The organism is Savagea serpentis, from assembly GCF_015351395.1.
GTDB classification, from domain to species: Bacteria; Bacillota; Bacilli; order Bacillales_A; family Planococcaceae; genus Savagea; species Savagea serpentis.
This window is the reverse complement of the sequence record NZ_JADKPV010000001.1, coordinates 1,079,070-1,099,891: the sequence shown is the minus strand read 5'-3', so window position 1 is coordinate 1,099,891 and position 20,822 is coordinate 1,079,070. Positions and strand designations below refer to the sequence as shown.

The following is a 20,822-nucleotide window of genomic DNA, read 5'->3' as shown; positions in this document are numbered from 1 at the left end:
TATACCCTTAGGGGTAATGGGGGATTCGTTATGAAAACATTTTGGATGATTTATCGTGCACCAGCAAAATATTTAATGTACAGTGTACCTTTAACTTTACTCATCGGGTTTATCGTCGGTTTAAATTTTGATACAACACCGATGAAATCGACTTTATTAATCGGAACGATCATTATGATTTACGCGACGATGGTCGGCTTTAATTTTAAGCAACTCGCTTCGACAGCGGGTTCAAAAGTGCTCATCTTTTCTGTCATCATCAACTTCGTCATCATTCCAGTCATTGCATTCGGATTAGGGACGCTTTTATTAACAGGTCGTGCGGATAATGGAGCGATGTTCGCAGGGCTTGCCATTTCGGCTTTACTTCCGACGAGTGGGATGACGATTTCTTGGACAGTGCTCCAAAAAGGAAATGTTGATGCAGCGGTCAAATTGACGATCTTTGGACTTATTTTAGGTTCCTTATTAGCGCCATGGTATTTGCTCGTCATGGTCGGTCAATACGTACCGATCGATATTTGGGGTACGATGAAAACGATTTTACTCGTCGTTTTTGTACCGATGATCTTAGGTCATTTCACATTTAAGTTATTACTCCGCAAAATGACGCCACAACATTTTAAGAAGAACGTGAAACCGAAGTTCGGCCCGTTGAGTATTTGGGCGATGTTGTACGTTGTTTTTGTCAGCATTAGTACAGGGGCAAAAATGATCGTTAGTAATTTAGAGTTAATTGCAATTGCGGTCGTCGTATTGTTATTATTTTACGCAATTAACTTTGCAATTAGTACATTTGTAGCATTGAAGTTTTTCAACCGTGAAGATGGAATCGCGCTCGTTAACGGAACAGTGTTACGCAACTTATCGATTGCGATCGGTTTAGCCGCAACATCTTTCGGACCTGAAGCAGCATTGATTGTCACGCTTGCTTTTATTATACAGCAACAAGGGATCGCAAACTACGCTCAAATTTCAATGCGTAAATGGTTTAAGCCAATTAAAAAGCAAACAACTAAGAAAAATATTCAAGAAAACACACAAACTATTTCATAAAAAAGAGCTCAAACGAACCGCAAAGGGAGTTTGAGCTCTTTTCGTTCACTTCCCCTCTCGCTATGCGTAAGAAAGTTATGTTATTATAAAATCAATGAAACTTATTTTGAGAGGGGTGACAAGATGAAAAAATATCGACCGATTCAACGTCGAGGAAACCTTGTCGTTTTTCCAGGTACGTTAGAGCGCCTCGTACAAGAAGGTTACACATATTTTGAACGCGCTCAATTTGCAGAAGCCGTAACATGCTTCGAACAAGTACTGGTGCTCGATCCCTTTCACGATGAAGTGATGGGTCCTTACGCGTATGCTTTATATGAAGAGAAGCACTATGCGAAAGCGAAAGAAATAACCGAACAACTATTGCAAGAAGATGATTATAATACGATTGAATGGATTGAATTATATTTAACAATTTGCATTCAATTGAGAGAATATCAATATGTTGCAATGGAAATTGAACGCTTGTTAGCGGAAGAAGCAGTACCGGAACATGCGTTAAAGAAATTTTTGTATTTGAAAGAATTGAATGAGCGTCTTGTCCATAAATATCAAGAGTTCGAACAGAATGATGTTCGCTTGTTATCATTCGCTCAATTTTTTGAGTTATCGTCTTATGAACAGCAAAATGAGCTCGTTCGCATCAGTGATGTCGGGGTACGTAGTTTTCCGTTATTGCGGGAAATCGTCGAACAGAGCAGTGCGCCGTTCGTTCAAACGAACGCTCTACTATTATTGAAAGAGCATGGTGACCGAGAGGCGCTTACCGTAGAAAAATACGGAATGAAACAACAAATTGTGCCCAATTCATTGTCACATCCGTTTGAAAATGATAAAGTACAACGAGTGATTGAACGAGTAGAGAACATGCTTGAGAAGTCACCTTCATTAATCGAGTTTACTTTTGCGATGATTCAAAAATACAGTGTCGCAGCATATCCATTTCGCTGGGATGGTTATGATGTGGAGCAAATAGCAATCGCTTATAGCCGTTATGCAAAATCGCTATTTGAAGATGGTGATTTACAAGAAGATGAATTGCTGACACATATTCGACAAGTCGACGCAGAAGAGATCGGATAAGTGAGGATAAAAACTGTTGAAACCATGAAGGACTGTGATATACTGAAGTGGTTATCAATAGTGAAATTAAACATAATGTAATGGAAATAAAGATTCGGAGGGTATTAATTATGTCAGTCAAATGGGAAAAACATGAAGGAAACGAAGGAACATTAACTTTCGCACTTCCTGCTGAAGATTTCAACAAAGCGCTCGATGCAGCGTTTAAAAAAGTAGTTAAAACAGTACAAGCGCCAGGTTTCCGTAAAGGAAAAATGCCACGCAAAATGTTCGAAAAAATGTACGGAGTGGAAGCTTTATACAATGACGCTTTAGATATCGCATTGCCAGAAGCTTACACGAAAGCACTCGATGAGTCAGGTATTGAGCCAGTCGCTCAACCACAAATCGACATTCAAGAAATCGAGCAAGGGAAAGACGTTGTATTCACTGCGAAAGTTGTTGTGAAGCCAGAAGTTGAACTTGGCGATTACAAAGGACTTGAAGTAGAACAGCTTTCTAAAGAAGTGACAGATGCAGAAGTTGATGAGTTTTTACAATCACGTCAACAAGCATTCGCTGAAATGGTCGTTAAAGAAGAAGGTACGATCGAAAATGGCGACACTGTAACACTCGACTTTGAAGGATTCGCAAATGGCGAAGCATTCGAAGGTGGAAAAGCAGAGCAGTACGACTTAGAAATCGGTTCAGGTTCATTCATTCCTGGATTTGAAGAACAAATGGTAGGCATGGCAACTGGTGAAGAGAAAGATATCGAAATCACATTCCCAGAAGAATACCACGCAGCTGAGCTCGCTGGACAACCAGCTACTTTCAAAGTGAAAGTTCATGCAATTAAAACAAAAGAAATTCCAGCACTCGACGACGAACTTGCAAACGAAATCGACGCAAGCGTTAAAACAGTTGCAGAATTAAAAGAAAAAACGAAAGAAGATTTAGCGGAACAAAAAGCAGTTCACTCAGACAACAGCATGCGTGACGCTTTAGTTCAACAAGCTGCTGACAATGCAAAAATCGATGTACCAGAAGAAATGGTAGAAGCAGAAGTAGATCGCATGGTTCAAGAGTTTGAACAAAACTTGCAAAGTCAAGGGATGAACTTAGACTTATACTTCCAATTCTCGGGTCAAACGAAAGAGCAATTGCGCGAGCAAATGGCAGAAGAAGCGAGCAACCGCGTACGAGTATCACTCACTTTAGAAGCGATTGCAGCAGCAGAATCAATCGAAGCGACAGAAGCAGACGTTCAAGCAGAGCTTGAAAAAATGTCAGAGCAGTTCAATATCGATACGGAACAAATTAAAGCCGTACTTGGTGGAACAGCAACGATCGAAAATGATATTAAATTACGTAACACGATTGAGTTTTTAGTAGACAACGCAAAAATTTCAGAAATTCAAGAGTAATTCCAACAGAAAACAAGGTGCGTTATTCGTACCTTGTTTTCGCTCATACATAATGAAATCGTATTAGTTGCACGGAGACATATAATCTTGTAAGATTGTCATTTGAATAGGGGTGAGCATAATGTTCAAATTTAATGATGAAGATAATTTAAGCTGCTCTTTCTGTGGAAAGAGTCAAGACCAAGTGCGAAAATTAGTCGCAGGTCAAGGTGTATATATTTGCGATGAGTGTGTTGAACTTTGTGCTGAAATCGTAGAAGAAGAAGTCGGCCTCGAAGAGAACTTCGAATTAACAGATGTTCCGAAACCACGCGAAATCCAAGAAATTTTAGATGAATATATTATCGGCCAAAACCGCGCGAAAAAATCACTCGCCGTAGCGGTATATAATCATTACAAAAGAATCAATACAAATAGTAAGGTAGACGACGTAGAACTTGCAAAGTCCAATATTGTGTTAATCGGACCTACAGGTAGCGGTAAAACGTTGCTCGCGCAAACTTTAGCGCGCATTTTGGACGTTCCTTTTGCGATTGCAGATGCGACAAGTTTAACAGAAGCGGGCTATGTCGGAGAAGACGTTGAGAATATTTTGCTTAAAATTATTCAAGCGGCAGATTTCGATATTGAGCGTGCTGAAAAAGGAATCATCTATATCGATGAGATCGATAAAGTAGCTCGTAAGTCTGAGAATGCTTCGATTACACGCGATGTATCAGGTGAAGGTGTACAACAAGCGCTTCTTAAAATATTAGAAGGTACGGTTGCAAGCGTGCCACCACAAGGCGGACGTAAGCATCCACATCAAGATTTCATTCAAATTGATACGACGAATATTTTATTCATCGTAGGTGGTGCATTTGATGGAATCGAAGAAATTATTAAACGTCGTACAGGTCAAAAAGTGATCGGTTTCGGTTCTGCGGAAGCGAAAGCAATCGATGATGCGACACTCATGTCAAAAATGATTCCAGAAGACTTACAACAATTCGGTTTAATTCCAGAATTCATTGGACGTTTGCCTGTTATTGCGACATTGGAACAATTAGATGAACAAGCACTTTATCGCATTTTAACAGAGCCGAAAAATGCGATTGTTAAACAATATACGAAAATGGTCGAACTCGATGATGTTGAATTGAAATTCGAAGATGATGCACTCATTGCAATTGCTGAAGAAGCAATTGAACGTAAAACAGGTGCACGTGGATTACGTTCAATTATTGAAAACATTATGCTTGATGTCATGTATGAGTTACCATCGCTTGAGGAAGTGACAGAATGTGTCATTACGAAAGATGCGGTCATCGGGAAAGCACAACCGACACTGTATCGTGCAGATGGAACAATTTATGAATTAGAGCAATTAGGTTTCTCAGATGAAAGAGCGACAGGTACATCTTTAGCAAATTCACGATAAGTGAAGATGTAAAGCATGGGTGTGTGAATGACCTGTCACCCTATACGAGTCAAATACAAGGTGGCATCATTCGCAATTTTTCAAAAGAGAAGCATATGACATAAAAGAAAGTAAAGCTGACTTGTGCGAAATCCCTCCTGCAGAAATTGAGTGGATTTTGCTTGTCAGCTTTTTTCATCATGTACATAAGAAAGGATGTCTAACATGGTAGAAATCAAAACAAATGTACCTCTATTGCCTTTAAGAGGATTGCTCGTTTATCCTGAAATGTTATTGCATATCGATGTCGGCAGAGAGCGTTCGATTTATGCATTAGAAGAAGCAATGAAGATGGATGGATTTATCTTTTTAACGACACAAAAAGATACGAGAGATGAAGATCCGACAGAAGATGAATTATATACAGTCGGTACGTATGCCAAAGTAAAACAATTGAAAGAGCTTAAAAATGGCACATATCGCATTATGATTGAAGGAGTGTGTCGTGCGACGTATACAGAGTATGAAATGGTTGATTTATACCCGACTGTCACTTTGACATTGCAACGTGATGAAGTTGACATGACACCGCAACTAGAAGCGGAAGTACGTGTCCTCAATCAATATTTTGAATCATATGGCAAGGTATCTCAGCGTATTTCGAAAGAAACGATTGAATCCGTCGCTTCTATTAAAGAACCAGGACGACTGGCAGATATGATTGCCACTCATTTACCTCTCAAGCTTGCCGCGAAACAAAAAGTGCTCGAAATGTTTTCTATTTCGGATCGAGTGAAGTGGATGACGAATCGCTTAGCAAGTGAACAAGAAGTAATTCGCTTAGAACGTCGTATTAGTAAGCGAGTGAAAGAAGAAGTAGAAGCGACGCAGAAAGAATATTATTTACGCGAACAATTAAAGGCGATTCAAAAAGAGCTCGGCGACAAAGATGGCAAAAGTGCTGAAATTGTCGATTTGGAGAAGCGTATAGAAGAAGCCGATATGCCAGAGCATGTTTCAGAAGCAGCATATCGCGAATTACGACGCTACGAACATATTCCACAAGCTTCGGCGGAAAGTGGTGTCATACGCAATTATTTAGAATGGCTCGTCACTTTGCCTTGGTCAGTAGCGACAGAAGATACGCTAGATTTAGCACGTTCTGAAGAAATTTTAAATCGCGATCATGACGGTTTGGAAAAAGTGAAAGAGCGTATTTTAGAATATTTAGCAGTGCGTCAAATGACCGATTCAATTCGGGGTCCAATTATTTGTTTAGCAGGACCACCAGGAGTCGGAAAGACGTCACTCGCTCGTTCTATTGCAGAATCATTGAACCGTCATTTCGTTCGCATTTCATTAGGAGGCGTCCGCGATGAGTCAGAAATTCGGGGGCATCGTCGTACGTATGTGGGCGCTATGCCGGGTCGCATTATTCAAGGAATGAAAAAAGCAGAAACGACGAATCCAGTCTTTTTATTAGATGAGATTGATAAAATGTCAAATGATTTTCGCGGAGACCCATCTAGCGCGATGCTAGAAGTGCTAGATCCAGAACAAAATGCGAATTTTAGCGATCATTATATTGAAGAGCCGTACGATTTATCGAATGTCTTTTTCCTAGCGACAGCGAATGATATAAGCACAATTCCCGGACCTTTACGTGATCGAATGGAAATTATTCAACTGGCAGGGTATACTGAAATGGAAAAGCGTGCGATTGCAATCAATCACCTCATTCCAAAACAGTTACAAGAGCACGGTTTAACAAAAGCACAAGTGAAATTCCGTGAAGATGCGGTAGAAGATATCATTCGTTATTATACTCGAGAAGCTGGTGTGCGTAATTTAGAGCGCGAAATTGCGAATGTTTGTCGTAAAGCGGTAAAACAGCTCGTATCGGGTGAACGTAAATCGATGACGATTACGACGAATACATTGTCGAATTACCTCGGGAAACGCAAATTCCGTCATGGCTTAATGGAAGAACAGAGTGAAGTTGGTGTGGCGACAGGGCTTGCTTATACGCAAGTCGGAGGGGATACACTTCAAATTGAAGTGGCGCTTTCAGAAGGAAAAGGAAAGCTCGTCTTAACAGGAAAGCTCGGCGAAGTGATGCAAGAATCTGCTCAAACGGCACTCTCTTATGTACGTTCAAATGCCGAAAACTTACACATTGATCCGAAGTTTAATGAGAAGACAGACATCCATATTCATGTGCCAGAAGGAGCGGTTCCGAAAGACGGTCCATCTGCGGGAATTACGATTGTGACAGCACTCGTATCTGCATTGACAAACCGACCGATCCGTCGTGATGTCGGGATGACGGGTGAAGTAACGCTTCGCGGTAAAGTGTTACCAATCGGTGGATTGAAAGAGAAATCTTTAAGCGCACATCGCGCAGGAATACGCACAATTATTTTGCCATATGATAATGAAAGAGATTTAGAAGACATTCCTGAAAGTATTCGAGAAGAACTCGAATTCCACCTCGTGAAAGATGTAAAAGAGGTCCTTTCACTCGCTTTGGAGGCGTAGAAAATGAAAGTAAATAAAGTAGAAATGATTATGAGTGCTGTACGACCAGAACAATATCCTGAGACGGGCTATCCTGAATTTGCTTTAGCAGGACGCTCGAATGTAGGAAAATCATCTTTTATCAACCGGATGATCGGTCGGAAGTCACTCGCTCGAACATCGAGTAAACCAGGAAAGACACAAACATTAAACTTTTATGAAATTGAAGATCAACTATATTTCGTTGACGTTCCAGGATACGGTTATGCAAAAGTATCGAAGACAGAGCGCGAAGCATGGGGACAAATGATCGAGCAATACTTAACAGGACGAGAGCCATTAAAAGCGGTCTTATTAATTGTCGACTTGCGTCATGATCCATCAGAAGATGATTGTATGATGTATGAATTTTTAGTGCATTACAATATTCCGACGATCGTTATTGCGACGAAAGCAGACAAATTAAAACGTGGACAAATTGCAACGAATCGTAAACGAATTAAAAAAGTGTTGAATATGCGTCCGGAAGATGAACTGATCGTTTTCTCTTCAGAAACGAAGGTAGGCATAGAAGAAGCATGGAAAGCAATTGAAAAATATCGTTAATCGTTTTTAGGAGGAACACCATTGTCAATTTTTTTAACAGGAGCGACAGGCTTCTTAGGCGGTCAATTATTAAAAAATTTATTGCGTGATACAGAGGAAGACCTTTATATTTTAGCGCGAGATGTCGAAAAGGCAGAGCAATTGGTACAATCATTTCCACCGAGTGAACAATCACGTGTGCATATCGTAGAAGGAGATGTGACAGCTCCGCGTTTCGGTATGGCGGATGATGCTTTCAATCAGCTGATTGGAAAAGTATCGCTCGTTTACCATTTGGCGGCGCTCGTTCGCTTCGATGAAGACTTACGTGATCTCATCTTCTCCATCAACTACGATGGTACGCAATATGTGTTAGACGCATCGGTAGCTTTAGGCGCTAAACGATTTATTTATGTGAGTACAGCGTATACGGTAGGGAAGGCAGAGCGTGGATTAGAACAATTGTATCCACTCGATCATCCAACGCACAATCCGTATGAAGAAAGTAAAGTGAAATCTGAACATCTCGTATTTCATTATGCAGATAAAATGGATGTCTCTATTTTCCGCCCGGCGATTATCGTCGGAGATTCTCGCACAGGAGAAGCGGATTCGAAGTTTACATTGTACGGATTTATGCGTGCGTTAGACGTCTTTAAGCGCCGGGTAGCACTGCGAAATCCTGATGCGACATATCGCATTGTAGGCAATGAGCAAGCGACATCGAATTTAGTACCAGTGAACTATGTAGCCGATATTTTAGCGATTGCTGCTGAAAAAGCAGAGCCAAATAAAGTGTATAATATTACGAACCCGAATCCAGCGACAAATTTTGATATTTTTAAAATGATTCGTGATGCTTTGACGTTTGAACAACTCGATATTATTCGTCCGAATGAACGACATGACTTATCGGAGTTAGAAGAGCGTATGAATGCTACAATTTCGGTATTTGACCCGTATTTGTCACGTGATTTCCAATTCGATGATGACAATACTCAAGCTCTACTACAAGGAACTTCAGTTCGTCACTTACAGTTGGATGATGAAACGTTGGAAATGATTATTCGAGCTTATTTCAAAACAAAATAATAAAAAGTGTTGTCCTTCCATGAGGGATAACACTTTTTTTATAAAACAAAGCAAATAATTCATCATTCATCACATATCTTTTATGAAAGGTTCATGAAAGAAATGTGACGAATTATTCAACAAAATAGAGGGCATACTTCAAAAAAACGAGCGGACCGACGGCGATGAGCATATAAAATATGTTATACTAACAATTGAATATGAACTGAATGTTACGTAAATCATATAAAAAATGAATGTGAGAGGTGTGAACACCCGATGCATACAATCGTAGTCGGTGTGAACTATCGGACAGCGCCGGTAGAAATACGAGAGAAATTTGCTTTCGCAGAATCTGAATTACCAGAAGCGATGCAAACATTACAGCAGCAAAAAAGTATTTTGGAAAATATCATTATTTCAACGTGTAACCGCACAGAAATTTATGCAGTTGTCGATCAATTGCATACAGGGCGCTACTATGTGAAACGATTCATCGCAGATTGGTTCAACTTGCCAATCGATGAACTGTCGAAACATTTAATCATTCGCGAAGATGAGAAAGCAGTTGAGCATTTGATGCGTGTGACGTCAGGCATTGAGTCGATGATTTTAGGGGAGACGCAAATTTTAGGACAAGTGCGTGACAGCTTTTTACAAGCGCAAGATATTGGGACGACAGGTACGATGTTTAATGAGATGTTCAAACAAGCTGTCACATTTGCGAAACGCGCCCATGCAGAAACAGCAATCGGTGAAAATGCAGTGAGTGTATCATATGCAGCAGTAGAATTAGCGAAGAAAATATTCGGTTCATTAAAACATAAACATATTGCAATTTTAGGTGCTGGGCAAATGGGAGAGTTAGCGGCGAAAAATTTAGCGGGAAGCGGTGTCGGGAAAATTACCGTTTTAAACCGTACATTTTCTAAAGCTGAAGAACTCGCGAGCCAATTTGAAGGAGAAGCGAAGCCGTTAACAGAATTACAATGTACTTTGCTCGATGCGGATATTTTAATCAGTTCGACAGGAGCGACAGACTATGTCATCGATTTTGAATTGATGCAGTTTGTTGAACGTTTACGTAAAGGGAAACCCATTTTTCTCGTTGATATCGCCGTTCCACGTGACTTAGACCCGAAAATTGGCGATTTACAAAATGTGTTTTTGTATGATATTGATGATTTACATGGTATTGTAGAAGCGAACTTAGCAGAGCGTCAACGTGCAGCAGACGAAATTGGAAAAATGGTTCTTCATGAAGTAGGAGTGTTCCAAGAATGGGTGGCGACATTAGGAGTCGTTCCTGTCATCTCTGCATTGCGACGTAAAGCGGCAATTATTCAGCAAGATACGATGAGAAGTATCGAGAACAAAATGCCAGATTTAACAGATCGTGAACGTAAAATCTTAAGTAAGCATACGAAATCAATCGTCAATCAATTGTTGCGAGATCCGATTTCACAAGTGAAAGAACTTGCAACGGACCGCAAAGCGAAAGAGAAGTTAGACTTATTTGAGCAGGTGTTCGGCATTTCAGATGAGGTTGTCCGCGAAAAAGAAGTTCTCGCTCAACAAGCGAAAGAACGATTACAGAAACGTGCAGAACGCAACCGACAACGCCTGGCTATGGAGGAGTTATCACCAGAACAGTCGTAAAGAGGGGAGTGCACGTTTAGAAGGGTTTGAACGCGCATGACTGAAATGACGTTAGTTCGGTTAGAGGAGCTGATGGTCGTCTTATACGCCGTCAGCCTCGTCTTTTATTTCATCGACTATTTAAAGCGTGACCGTCTCGCTCATCGGTACGCTTTCGTTTTACTAGCAATCGTTTATTTTTTGCAGACGATTAATCTATTTTGGGCAGTGCTCGCGACGAGTCGAATTCCGATTTATTCATTATTCGATAGCGTTTATTTAATCGCTTGGATTTTAATTTCGATTTCGCTCATATTACATGCATCCCATAAATATAGTTTTTTCATTTTCTTCATTAACATTATCGGCTTTATTTTTATGACGATCCATACATTTGGCCCGACACGTATCGCGGAGTCAACGATTCGGGAGACACTCATCTCTGAATTATTAATCATCCATATTACATTTGCCATTTTAGCGTATGTCGCTTTTGCAATTGGTCTCATTTTCGCTGTTCTTTATTTATTGTTATACAGTTTATTAAAGCAAAAGAAATGGTCTAAGCAATTTGATCGTTATCCTTCTTTGCATCAGACAATGATGGGGATGAAAATTACGACATATGTTGGAATACCTTTACTATTTGTCAGTTTGACACTAGGAGTGCAATGGGCAAATATTATGTTGAATGATTGGTCGATTTTAGATTTTAAAATTATTAGTTCATTCTTTTTATTAATGGTATACGGTGTTATTTTATATTTGCATAAAATCGATAAATTGCGTGCCAATGATTACGCTTGGGCGAATGTATTCGCTTTTTTACTCGTCATTATCAATTTCTTTTTAGCGAGTCGTTTATCGCATTTCCATTATTGGTTGTAACTATACAGGAGGCTCATTATGAGAAAAATTATCGTAGGCTCACGCCGCAGTAACTTAGCATTAACACAAACGAATTGGTTCATCGATCAAATGAAGGCAGCAGGGGCTCCCTTTGAATTTGAAGTGAAAGAAATCGTTACGAAAGGTGACCAAATTTTAAACGTTCAACTTTCGAAAGTCGGTGGAAAAGGTTTATTCGTAAAAGAAATTCAACAAGCTCTTTTCGACAAAGAAATTGACTTTGCGGTACATAGTATGAAAGATATGCCGGCAGTGTTACCAGATGGATTGACAATCGGATGTATTCCGAAGCGCGAAGATCCACGTGACGCATATATCGCAAATGATCACGTTAAATTTGCAGACTTACCGAAAGGAGCTATTGTCGGTACGTCGAGCTTACGCCGTAGTTCACAATTATTGCTCATGCGCCCAGATCTTGAAATTAAATGGATTCGCGGAAATATTGATACGCGCTTACGCAAATTGCGCGACGGTGAGTACGATGCGATCATTTTAGCTGCAGCAGGAATGAAGCGTATGGGATGGCCGGAAGATATCGTGACGGAATATTTACCAGTAGAAAACTATATTCCAGCGGTCGGTCAAGGTGCGCTTGCGATTGAATGTCGTGCGGATGATGAAGAATTACTCGCTGAGCTTGCGAAAGTATCAGATGAAAAGACGTGGAAAGAAGTCGATGCGGAACGTACATTTTTAGCAGCGATGGACGGTTCGTGTCAAGTGCCGATTGCTGCATTTGCAGAAGCGACAGAAGAGGGAGTCACGATGACAGGGTATGTAGCAAGTCCAGATGCTGCACAAGTGTTCAAATTTACAGATTCGAATACAGATACAGTCGCACTTGGTGAAGCGGTTGCGAAGCAATTACGTTCAGAAGGAGCGACAAAAGTCATTGAGAAAGTGATGGCGGAATTCAATGAAAACAACGAATAAATTGCGTGGACAGACGGTGATTTTTACCGGCACACCAAAATCGAATGAAGCCCCAGAGCTCGTCCGACAGCATGGGGGAGAAGTGTATTCTTTTCCCCTTATTCGTGTTCAACCGATCCATCGGCCCGATGATATCGAACAGATGAAAAGTTGCGAAACCGCAACATGGCTCATCTTTACGAGTCAATCTTCCGTTCAATCATTCGCTGAAAAAATGGAGCGTTATCAGTATGAAGCCAAGCAGTTTAAAGGGCGCATTGCAGCGGTAGGGACGAAAACAGCAGCCGCTTTAGAACGTTTAGGTTTTGAAGTATCCTTCATTCCAACAGTCTTTAGTGCGGATGTGTTCGTGAAACAGTTTGCGCCAGAAAAAGAAGAACAAGTACATGTCGTCTTTTTACGCGGAAATTTAGCGAGCTCGGTATTGCGAGAAGGTTTACCGTTTCGTATTACAGAGTGGACCGTGTACGAAACCGTTTCGAATGAAGCCGTATTCGATGATTTAGTACAATGTTTGCAAAAAACGAATCGTCCGATCGTTTCGTTCGCGAGTCCGTCAGCCGTACATATTTTTGCTGAACATATCGCGCCACAAGTCGGTTGGGAAAAGATTGAGCCTGCTGCAATCGGACATGTGACAGAGCGTGCCTTGGCAAAAGAGCAAGTCTTGAACCCAATCGTCCCTCGTGTCTATACTTTAATAGAACTCGTCAAAGAAATCGTGAAAACGAAAGGAAGAGAAAGAATGACTCCAACATTCAAACGCAACCGTCGTCTTCGTACGACAGCAAATTTACGTGCGATGGTACGTGAAACAACATTGAGCAAAAATGATTTTATTTATCCGATTTTCGTCATTGAAGGAGAAAATATTAAAAATGAAATTCCGTCAATGCCAGGCATTTATCAATTTTCATTAGACCAATATGAAGCGGAATTAACACGTGTCGTGGAAGCAGGAGTCCCATCGATCATTTTATTCGGTGTTCCGAGTGAAAAAGACGCATGTGGGACAGAAGCTTATAATGACGAAGGAATCGTACAACGTGCGACGAAATTGACGAAACGATTGTATCCCGACCTCGTCGTCTTAGCGGATACGTGCTTATGTCAATATACGGACCACGGGCATTGTGGCGTCGTAGAAGGCGACTATGTCGACAATGACAAGTCGCTTGAATTGCTTGCGAAAACAGCGGTGAGTCAAGCGCGTGCCGGTGCAGATATTATTGCGCCGAGCAATATGATGGACGGATTCGTCGCCGTCATTCGTGAAGCGCTCGATGAAGCAGGGTTTGTCAATGTGCCGATTATGAGTTATGCAGTGAAATATGCGAGTGCGTATTACGGACCGTTCCGAGACGCAGCTGATTCTGCACCGCAGTTTGGCGACCGTAAAACGTACCAAATGGACCCTGCAAATCGCCGTGAAGCATTGCGTGAAGCGGAAAGTGATATCGACGAAGGAGCGGACTTTTTAATCGTGAAACCAGCGCTCAGCTATTTAGACGTAATGCGTGAAGTGAAAGATATGACGAATTTACCGGTCGTCGCTTACAATGTGAGCGGAGAGTATTCCATGGTAAAAGCAGCGGCAGCACAAGGATGGATTGACGAAAAAGCAATCGTATTAGAAACATTATTAAGCATGAAGCGTGCAGGAGCAGATTTAATTATGACGTACCACGCAATCGACGCAGCATGCTGGTTGGAGGAAAATTAATTGACGAAAAATTATACGAAATCAAAAGCAGCGTTTGCTGAAGCAGTAGACTTAATGCCAGGTGGCGTAAACTCACCCGTTCGTGCATTCGGATCTGTAAACATGGACCCGATTTTCATCGAGCGTGGACATGGTGCTAAAATGACAGACATCGACGGAAATGAGTACATCGATTATGTATTATCATGGGGACCTTTAATCGTCGGTCATACGAATGAACAAGTCGTAAAAGGGATTCAAGAACAAGCGATGAAAGGTTCAAGCTTCGGTGCCTCAACAGAAACGGAAAACGAATTAGCGAAACTCGTCATCGAACGCGTACCATCAATCGAAATGATTCGCATGACGTCAAGCGGTACGGAAGCGACGATGAGTGCTCTTCGTTTAGCGCGTGGCTATACAGGGCGCAACATCATTTTAAAATTTGAAGGATGTTACCACGGACATGGAGACTCATTGCTCATTAAAGCAGGCTCTGGTGTCGCTACACTCGGTTTACCTGATAGCCCAGGTGTTCCAGAGTCCATCGCAAAAAACACAGTAACGTGTGCGTACAACGACTTAGATACAGTACGTGAAGTGTTTGAAAAACACGGAGACGACATCGCAGCAATTATCGTTGAACCGGTTGCTGGAAATATGGGAGTCGTGCCACCGCAAGAAGGATTTTTACAAGGGTTGCGTGATGTGACGAAACAATACGGCGCACTTTTAATCTTTGACGAAGTGATGACAGGATTCCGTGTCGCTTACGACTGTGCGCAAGGATATTTCGGTGTGACACCAGACTTAACATGTCTCGGAAAGGTGATCGGAGGCGGCTTACCCGTCGGCGCATTCGGTGGACGTCGTGACATTATGGAACGCATCGCACCAGCAGGGGATGTGTATCAAGCAGGAACATTATCCGGAAACCCACTCGCGATGCGTGCTGGAATTGAAACATTAAAACAATTAACACCTGAAACATATGATTACTTCACAAAACTCGGAGACCAATTAGAAGCAGGATTCCGTGAAGCCGCTACGAAATACAATATCCCACATACGGTGAACCGTGCAGGGTCAATGATCGGCTACTTCTTTACAAATGAAGACGTAACGAATTATGACAAAGCGAAAACATCGGATTTACAATTGTTCGCAGACTACTACCGTCTCATGGCGGAAGAAGGGGTATATTTACCACCGTCACAATTTGAAGGAATGTTTTTATCAACAGCTCACACACCTGAGCTCGTAGACGAAACAATTCAAGCATTCCATACAGTATTCGCGAAACTAGCAAAATAAATACAAAAAACGTTCATCTGAGAAGGTGAACGTTTTTTGTTCTGTACAAACATTCGTTCCGTCCGTATAATAAAGAACGAAACTATGGAAGAAAGCAGTGATGACAATGGCAACAGGAACACATTCAGTAGACGTACCCGTTTCACAACAAAAAGTATGGGACTTCGTCAGCAATATGGAAAAATGGGCGAAACTCGTCCCAGGATATAGTGGGCATGAGATGATGAGCGATACACGTTCAACGTGGACGTTTCAAGGAAATGTGAGCGTCATTAAAAAAACAGTCGAAGTGCAAATCGATATTTTAGAGTGGAATGAACCGGAAAAAGTGACGTTTCAATTAACAGGTTTGTCAGATAAGTTTTCAGGAACAGGTTATTTTATCGCTGAACCGCTCGATGCTACACATACAAAAATGACAGGTCATTTAGATGTGAAAGCGGAAGGACTGGCATCTGCTGTTTTAAATCCGGTATTAAAACCGATTTTGCCGAAAGCGACACAAGTGTTAACGGACCGAGTCGCCAATGCTTTGAAACGTTTGCACGCTTGATAAAATGAACGATATCCGTTACAATATGAGAAGAATATGAGCAATGATGCGTAGATGAGGAAGAGTAGTGAGTCAGTCGTTTTTAGAGAGGGAATGCTCGGTGAAAATTCCTAACGATGAACCGCGAATGTCGCCTCGGAGCAGCATTTATGAAATGAAGTAGTAAATGCCGGTCACACATGCCGTTACATGTTGAGAGCTGAATGTAGCAATGCGTTCAGAATTAAAGGTGGAACCGCGAACTCCTTCGTCCTTTTGTGACGAAGGGGTTTTTTTGTTCCAGAGGAGGAAAAGAAATGGTAAAAGAAATTGAAATGCCGACAAAATATGACCCCCAGTCGGTCGAACAAGGCCGTTATGACTGGTGGTTAGAAGGAAAGTTTTTTGAAGCAGATCCAACGAGTGATAAGGAACCGTACTCGATCGTCATTCCCCCACCGAACGTAACAGGAAAATTACACTTAGGGCACGCTTGGGATACGACATTGCAAGATATTTTAATTCGTATGAAACGCATGCAAGGATACGATGCGCTTTGGCTTCCAGGGATGGACCACGCAGGAATTGCCACTCAAGCACGTGTTGAAGGGCAATTGCGTGAACAAGGGGTTTCGCGTTACGATCTTGGACGCGAGAAATTTTTAGAGAAGACGTGGGAATGGAAAGAAGAATATGCGGGCCACATTCGCGACCAATGGGCAAAATTAGGGCTCGCGCTAGACTACTCAAAAGAACGCTTTACATTAGACGAAGGATTGTCAGAAGCGGTGCGTCACGTCTTCGTGAACATGTATGAAAAAGGATTAATTTACCGTGGTGAATATATCATTAACTGGGACCCACAAACGAAAACAGCATTATCCGACATTGAAGTTATTCATAAAGATGTCAACGGAGCATTTTATCATATGCGTTACCCACTTGTTGACGGCTCAGGATCAATTGAAATTGCGACGACACGTCCTGAAACAATGCTCGGCGATACAGCAGTTGCGGTACATCCAGAAGATGAGCGTTACAAACATTTGATTGGCAAAATGGTGAAACTTCCGATTATAGGACGCGAAATTCCAATCGTCGCGGACGATTACGTCGATATGGAATTCGGAAGCGGTGCAGTAAAAATTACACCAGCGCATGACCCGAATGACTTTGAAATCGGAAATCGTCACGACTTACCACGTGTACTCGTTATGAATGAAGACGGTACGATGAACGCAAATGCAGGGAAATATGAAGGAATGGACCGTTTCGAATGTCGTAAACAAATTGTGAAAGACCTTCAAGAGATGGACGTTTTATTCGAAATCGAAGATCACTTGCATTCAGTCGGTCACTCTGAGCGTAGTGGAGCTGTTGTAGAGCCTTATCTTTCAACACAATGGTTCGTTAAAATGCAACCACTCGCAGAAGAGTCGATTCGCGTGCAACAATCGGAAGATAAAGTGAATTTCGTTCCAGAACGCTTTGAAAAGACATATTTAAACTGGATGGAAAACATTCATGATTGGTGTATTTCACGTCAATTATGGTGGGGACACCGCATTCCAGCGTGGTATCATAAAGAAACAGGCGAAGTGTACGTTGGGATGGAAGCGCCGGAAGATGTTGAAAACTGGACGCAAGATGAAGACGTACTCGACACGTGGTTTTCAAGCGCACTTTGGCCGTTCTCGACAATGGATTGGCCGAATACGGAGAGCGATATGTTCAAACGTTACTACCCGAACGACACGCTCGTAACAGGTTACGACATTATTTTCTTCTGGGTATCACGTATGATTTTCCAAGGGCTTGAATTTACAGGAGAACGTCCATTTAAAGATGTGCTCATTCACGGACTCGTTCGTGCTGAAGATGGCCAAAAGATGAGTAAATCACTCGGTAACGGAGTCGATCCGATGGATGTGATTGAACAGTACGGAGCGGACGCATTGCGCTATTTCTTAGCGACAGGTTCTTCACCAGGACAAGACTTGCGTTACTCAACAGAAAAAGTCGAATCGATTTGGAACTTCGCAAACAAAATTTGGAACGCATCTCGTTTTGCGCTCATGAATATGGACGGTTTAACGTATGAAGAAATTAATTTAGACGGCAAACGTTCTGTCGCGGACGATTGGATTTTAACACGCCTTAATGAAACGATTGAAACAGTGACGAATTTATCGGACAAATATGAGTTTGGTGAAGTCGGTCGCGCGTTGTATAACTTCATTTGGGATGACTTATGTGATTGGTATATCGAAATGGCAAAACTACCATTGTACGGAGAAGATGAAGAAGCGAAACGTATGACACGTTCGGTACTCGCATACGTCTTTGACCAAACGCTTCGTCTATTACATCCATTAATGCCATTCATTACAGAAGAAATTTGGCAAAACTTACCTCATGAAGGTGAGTCGATTACTGTAGCAGCATGGCCGACAGTGAATGAAGATTTAATGAACCGAGAGCGTGCGAAAGAAATGCAATTGCTTACGGATATCATTCATGCAGTTCGTAATATTCGTGCAGAAGTGAACACGCCGATGAGTAAAGAAATTCCGATGTATATTGCAGCGAAAACAGAAGCGGTTGCGCAAACGTTACAAGAAAATAAAGCGTATATCGAAAAATTCTGTAATCCTTCTGAGTTAACAGTCGGTGTCGGTGTACAAGCACCAGGCAAAGCGATGAGCGCTGTCGTAACAGGAGCGGAAATTTTCCTTCCACTTGAAGGCTTAATTAATATCGAAGAAGAATTAGAACGACTTGCGAAAGAAGAGAAAAAATGGATTGGAGAAGTGAAACGAGTCGAAGGCAAATTATCTAACGAACGTTTCGTTTCGAAAGCACCAGAAGCAGTCGTAGAAGAAGAACGTCAAAAACAAGTCGACTACCAAGCGAAATTAGAAGCTGTACGCCGTCAAATCGCAGAATTAAAAGAAATGTAAATGAAAGCTCGCTATCCAATTGGACAGCGAGCTTTTTTAATGGTGAATACATTTTGCGATATGCTGCATGATGCAAGCAGCCACATCGATCTCAGTCGTTTCATATAAAGAACGTGCACCGACGGGGTCTTCGATTTCATTTAAATAAAATTGGCCGTTGCGACCGATTAAAAAATCAATTCCAATATAATCCGAACGGAGCGCTCGTTGAATGCGTGTGGCATGTTCAACGAGAATAGAAGGAAGATTGAAAGTAGTCACGGTTCCCCCTAATGTGTAGTTCGATTTAAAACCTTCATTCCCTTGTCTTTTCACAGCGCCGAGTATTCGTTTGCCAATCATCCAAATACGCACATCTGTCGCATCGCTTTCGACATAAGGCTGAACGAGTAAAGTGTGCGGATTGTGTCGTTCGGTGATGAGTGCGACATCTCGTTCATCCCGACATAAATACACTTCCTTCCCACCGTGTCCGTCCCGTGTTTTTAATACGACGGGGAATGGAGGCAAGGGTTGTGTGAAACGTGTCGTCGGAATCGTTGGGATGCCAAGCATTTGCGCAAATTGAATCGTCTTTTCTTTATCGTTGGCGAGTGCATTTACGCGGAGCGGGTTAAAAAATGTCGCGTCTAATGTTTTCAATGACTCATGATGATTACGTGTGCGGTTAAAAACGTAGTCGTACGGATGTAATTTTTGTTCATCCGTAATTAGCGTACCGTCTAATTGTACGCGTTTCCCCGCTTCAAGTAATGCTTTGATAAAGTTTGCGTTTCGCTTAGCGTCTTGTTCCGTATAAAAAAGAGCGAAAGGAATCATTTTAAGTCCTCCAAGATATAGTCAATCATCGCATCGGCGACATTAATTCCTGTGACATTATAAATGTTGCGAATGTGAGCCGCTGCATTCACTTCACAAACGAGGGGCTGTTCGTTTTCATCGAACAGTAAATCGACTCCTGCAAATGTCGCACCGACGGCTTGAGCGGCACGAAGCGCGATTTTCTTCTGTACATCGGTAAGGACGACAGTAGAAGCGGTCCCGCCATTCGTAATATTCGCTCGAAAATCACAATCCGACGTTCTTTGCATCGCAGCGACAATGTCGTCACCGATAATATTCACACGGATGTCACGCCCGTGGCTAGACGCCACATATTTTTGAAAAATAAAATCGACTCCGCCAAGCGTGGCTACTTTCTCGAACAATTCCTCGCGTGTCTGAATGAGATAGACGTGCATGCCGAACGAACCTCTCCCTTCTTTCACAACCATTGGAAAACCGAGCGTTTCAATAATATGATCGAGGTAGCGTTCATTTTGAAGCGGCGCGTTCGGATACGTTTTCGGTGCAACGATTGTGTGTGGCATCGGAATGTTCGCCTGTGCGAGCGCGATATATTGATGCGCTTTATTATCGCATCGTTCAATCACTTCCGGGTCGTTATAAACTGGAATGTGAAGCGTGCGCAAAAAACGACCGAGTAAAACATCTTTATCGAGTAAAACAGCAAAGTCTGGTCGAGATGGAAAGGAGCTTGTCGCGTCAATGAACAGCTCATCATTGGCGACGATGCGAGCTTCTACTCCTTTACGCATCGCGGCTTCTTGTAATAACTCCGCTTGATCGCGAAACTTATCTCCTGCTAAACTTCCGTTATAAATCATCCAAGCAGTCGTCATCTGTCTGCCTCCTTTGGTATAATGAGCTCATT

16 protein-coding genes, 1 pseudogene and 1 other annotated feature are annotated in these 20,822 nt (G+C 41.9%); of the genes and pseudogenes, 15 read left to right on the top strand and 2 right to left on the bottom strand.

All coding sequences use genetic code 11. The features are described from left to right. Window positions 1-30 precede the first annotated feature (30 nt). The 15 genes and pseudogenes from IRY55_RS05685 (at window position 31) to IRY55_RS05620 (ending at window position 19,108) form a co-directional block, all read left to right on the top strand. Window positions 31-1,056 (top strand): arsenic resistance protein, encoded by a 1,026-nt coding sequence (locus tag IRY55_RS05685; protein WP_235961023.1) that lies wholly within the window; start codon window positions 31-33, stop codon window positions 1,054-1,056. A 123-nt stretch (window positions 1,057-1,179) separates the two neighbouring features. Then, the gene (locus IRY55_RS05680) at window positions 1,180-2,139 is read left to right on the top strand and encodes a tetratricopeptide repeat protein (RefSeq protein WP_194562266.1); all 960 of its coding nucleotides are present in this window, start codon (window positions 1,180-1,182) and stop codon (window positions 2,137-2,139) included. 110 nt (window positions 2,140-2,249) lie between these two features. After that, window positions 2,250-3,545 carry a trigger factor gene (gene tig, locus IRY55_RS05675; protein WP_194562265.1) on the top strand — a complete coding sequence of 432 codons (1,296 nt, stop codon included), beginning with the start codon at window positions 2,250-2,252 and terminating at the stop codon, window positions 3,543-3,545. 121 nt (window positions 3,546-3,666) lie between these two features. Continuing rightward, complete coding sequence (gene clpX, locus IRY55_RS05670; protein WP_194562264.1) at window positions 3,667-4,965, top strand: ATP-dependent protease ATP-binding subunit ClpX; 1,299 nt, start codon at window positions 3,667-3,669, stop codon at window positions 4,963-4,965. A gap of 204 nt (window positions 4,966-5,169) precedes the next feature. After that, on the top strand, window positions 5,170-7,482 hold the full coding sequence (gene lon, locus IRY55_RS05665; RefSeq protein WP_194562263.1) for an endopeptidase La: 2,313 nt from the start codon (window positions 5,170-5,172) through the stop codon (window positions 7,480-7,482). A gap of 3 nt (window positions 7,483-7,485) precedes the next feature. Beyond that, window positions 7,486-8,067: a ribosome biogenesis GTP-binding protein YihA/YsxC gene (gene yihA, locus IRY55_RS05660; protein ID WP_194562262.1), complete on the top strand. Its 582-nt coding sequence runs from the start codon at window positions 7,486-7,488 to the stop codon at window positions 8,065-8,067. 21 nt (window positions 8,068-8,088) lie between these two features. After that, complete coding sequence (locus tag IRY55_RS05655; protein ID WP_194562261.1) at window positions 8,089-9,138, top strand: SDR family oxidoreductase; 1,050 nt, start codon at window positions 8,089-8,091, stop codon at window positions 9,136-9,138. Window positions 9,139-9,396: 258 nt separating this feature from the next. Then, window positions 9,397-10,776: a glutamyl-tRNA reductase gene (gene hemA / locus IRY55_RS05650; protein ID WP_194562260.1), complete on the top strand. Its 1,380-nt coding sequence runs from the start codon at window positions 9,397-9,399 to the stop codon at window positions 10,774-10,776. A 36-nt stretch (window positions 10,777-10,812) separates the two neighbouring features. Beyond that, entirely contained in the window at window positions 10,813-11,643 is an 831-nt protein-coding gene (gene ccsA, locus IRY55_RS05645) for a cytochrome c biogenesis protein CcsA (RefSeq protein WP_194562259.1), read from the top strand. Between the two features lie 18 nt (window positions 11,644-11,661). Then, the gene (hemC, locus tag IRY55_RS05640; protein WP_194562258.1) at window positions 11,662-12,600 is read left to right on the top strand and encodes a hydroxymethylbilane synthase; all 939 of its coding nucleotides are present in this window, start codon (window positions 11,662-11,664) and stop codon (window positions 12,598-12,600) included. After that, window positions 12,584-13,300, top strand: a pseudogene (locus IRY55_RS13490) (uroporphyrinogen-III synthase); the annotation flags it as partial. The gene hemC and the pseudogene IRY55_RS13490, both read left to right, overlap by 17 nt. Window positions 13,301-13,345: 45 nt before the next feature. Next, entirely contained in the window at window positions 13,346-14,323 is a 978-nt protein-coding gene (gene hemB, locus IRY55_RS13485; RefSeq protein ID WP_235961069.1) for a porphobilinogen synthase, read from the top strand. Then, entirely contained in the window at window positions 14,324-15,616 is a 1,293-nt protein-coding gene (hemL, locus tag IRY55_RS05630) for a glutamate-1-semialdehyde 2,1-aminomutase (protein WP_194562256.1), read from the top strand. Between the two features lie 106 nt (window positions 15,617-15,722). Continuing rightward, on the top strand, window positions 15,723-16,169 hold the full coding sequence (locus IRY55_RS05625; protein WP_194562255.1) for a CoxG family protein: 447 nt from the start codon (window positions 15,723-15,725) through the stop codon (window positions 16,167-16,169). A gap of 42 nt (window positions 16,170-16,211) precedes the next feature. Further along, window positions 16,212-16,427 (top strand) — a binding site (T-box leader). Window positions 16,428-16,465: 38 nt separating this feature from the next. Beyond that, window positions 16,466-19,108: a valine--tRNA ligase gene (locus IRY55_RS05620; RefSeq protein ID WP_194562254.1), complete on the top strand. Its 2,643-nt coding sequence runs from the start codon at window positions 16,466-16,468 to the stop codon at window positions 19,106-19,108. A gap of 36 nt (window positions 19,109-19,144) precedes the next feature. Here the strand turns inward: IRY55_RS05620 and IRY55_RS05615 are convergent, their stop codons facing one another. Both IRY55_RS05615 and IRY55_RS05610 read right to left on the bottom strand, forming a co-directional pair. Next, window positions 19,145-19,927, bottom strand: a complete 783-nt coding sequence (locus tag IRY55_RS05615) for an ATP-grasp domain-containing protein (protein ID WP_194562253.1) — start codon at window positions 19,925-19,927, stop codon at window positions 19,145-19,147. After that, on the bottom strand, window positions 19,924-20,790 hold the full coding sequence (locus IRY55_RS05610; RefSeq protein ID WP_194562252.1) for an ATP-grasp domain-containing protein: 867 nt from the start codon (window positions 20,788-20,790) through the stop codon (window positions 19,924-19,926). The genes IRY55_RS05615 and IRY55_RS05610 overlap by 4 nt, the downstream gene beginning before the upstream one ends. Window positions 20,791-20,822: the final 32 nt, after the last annotated feature.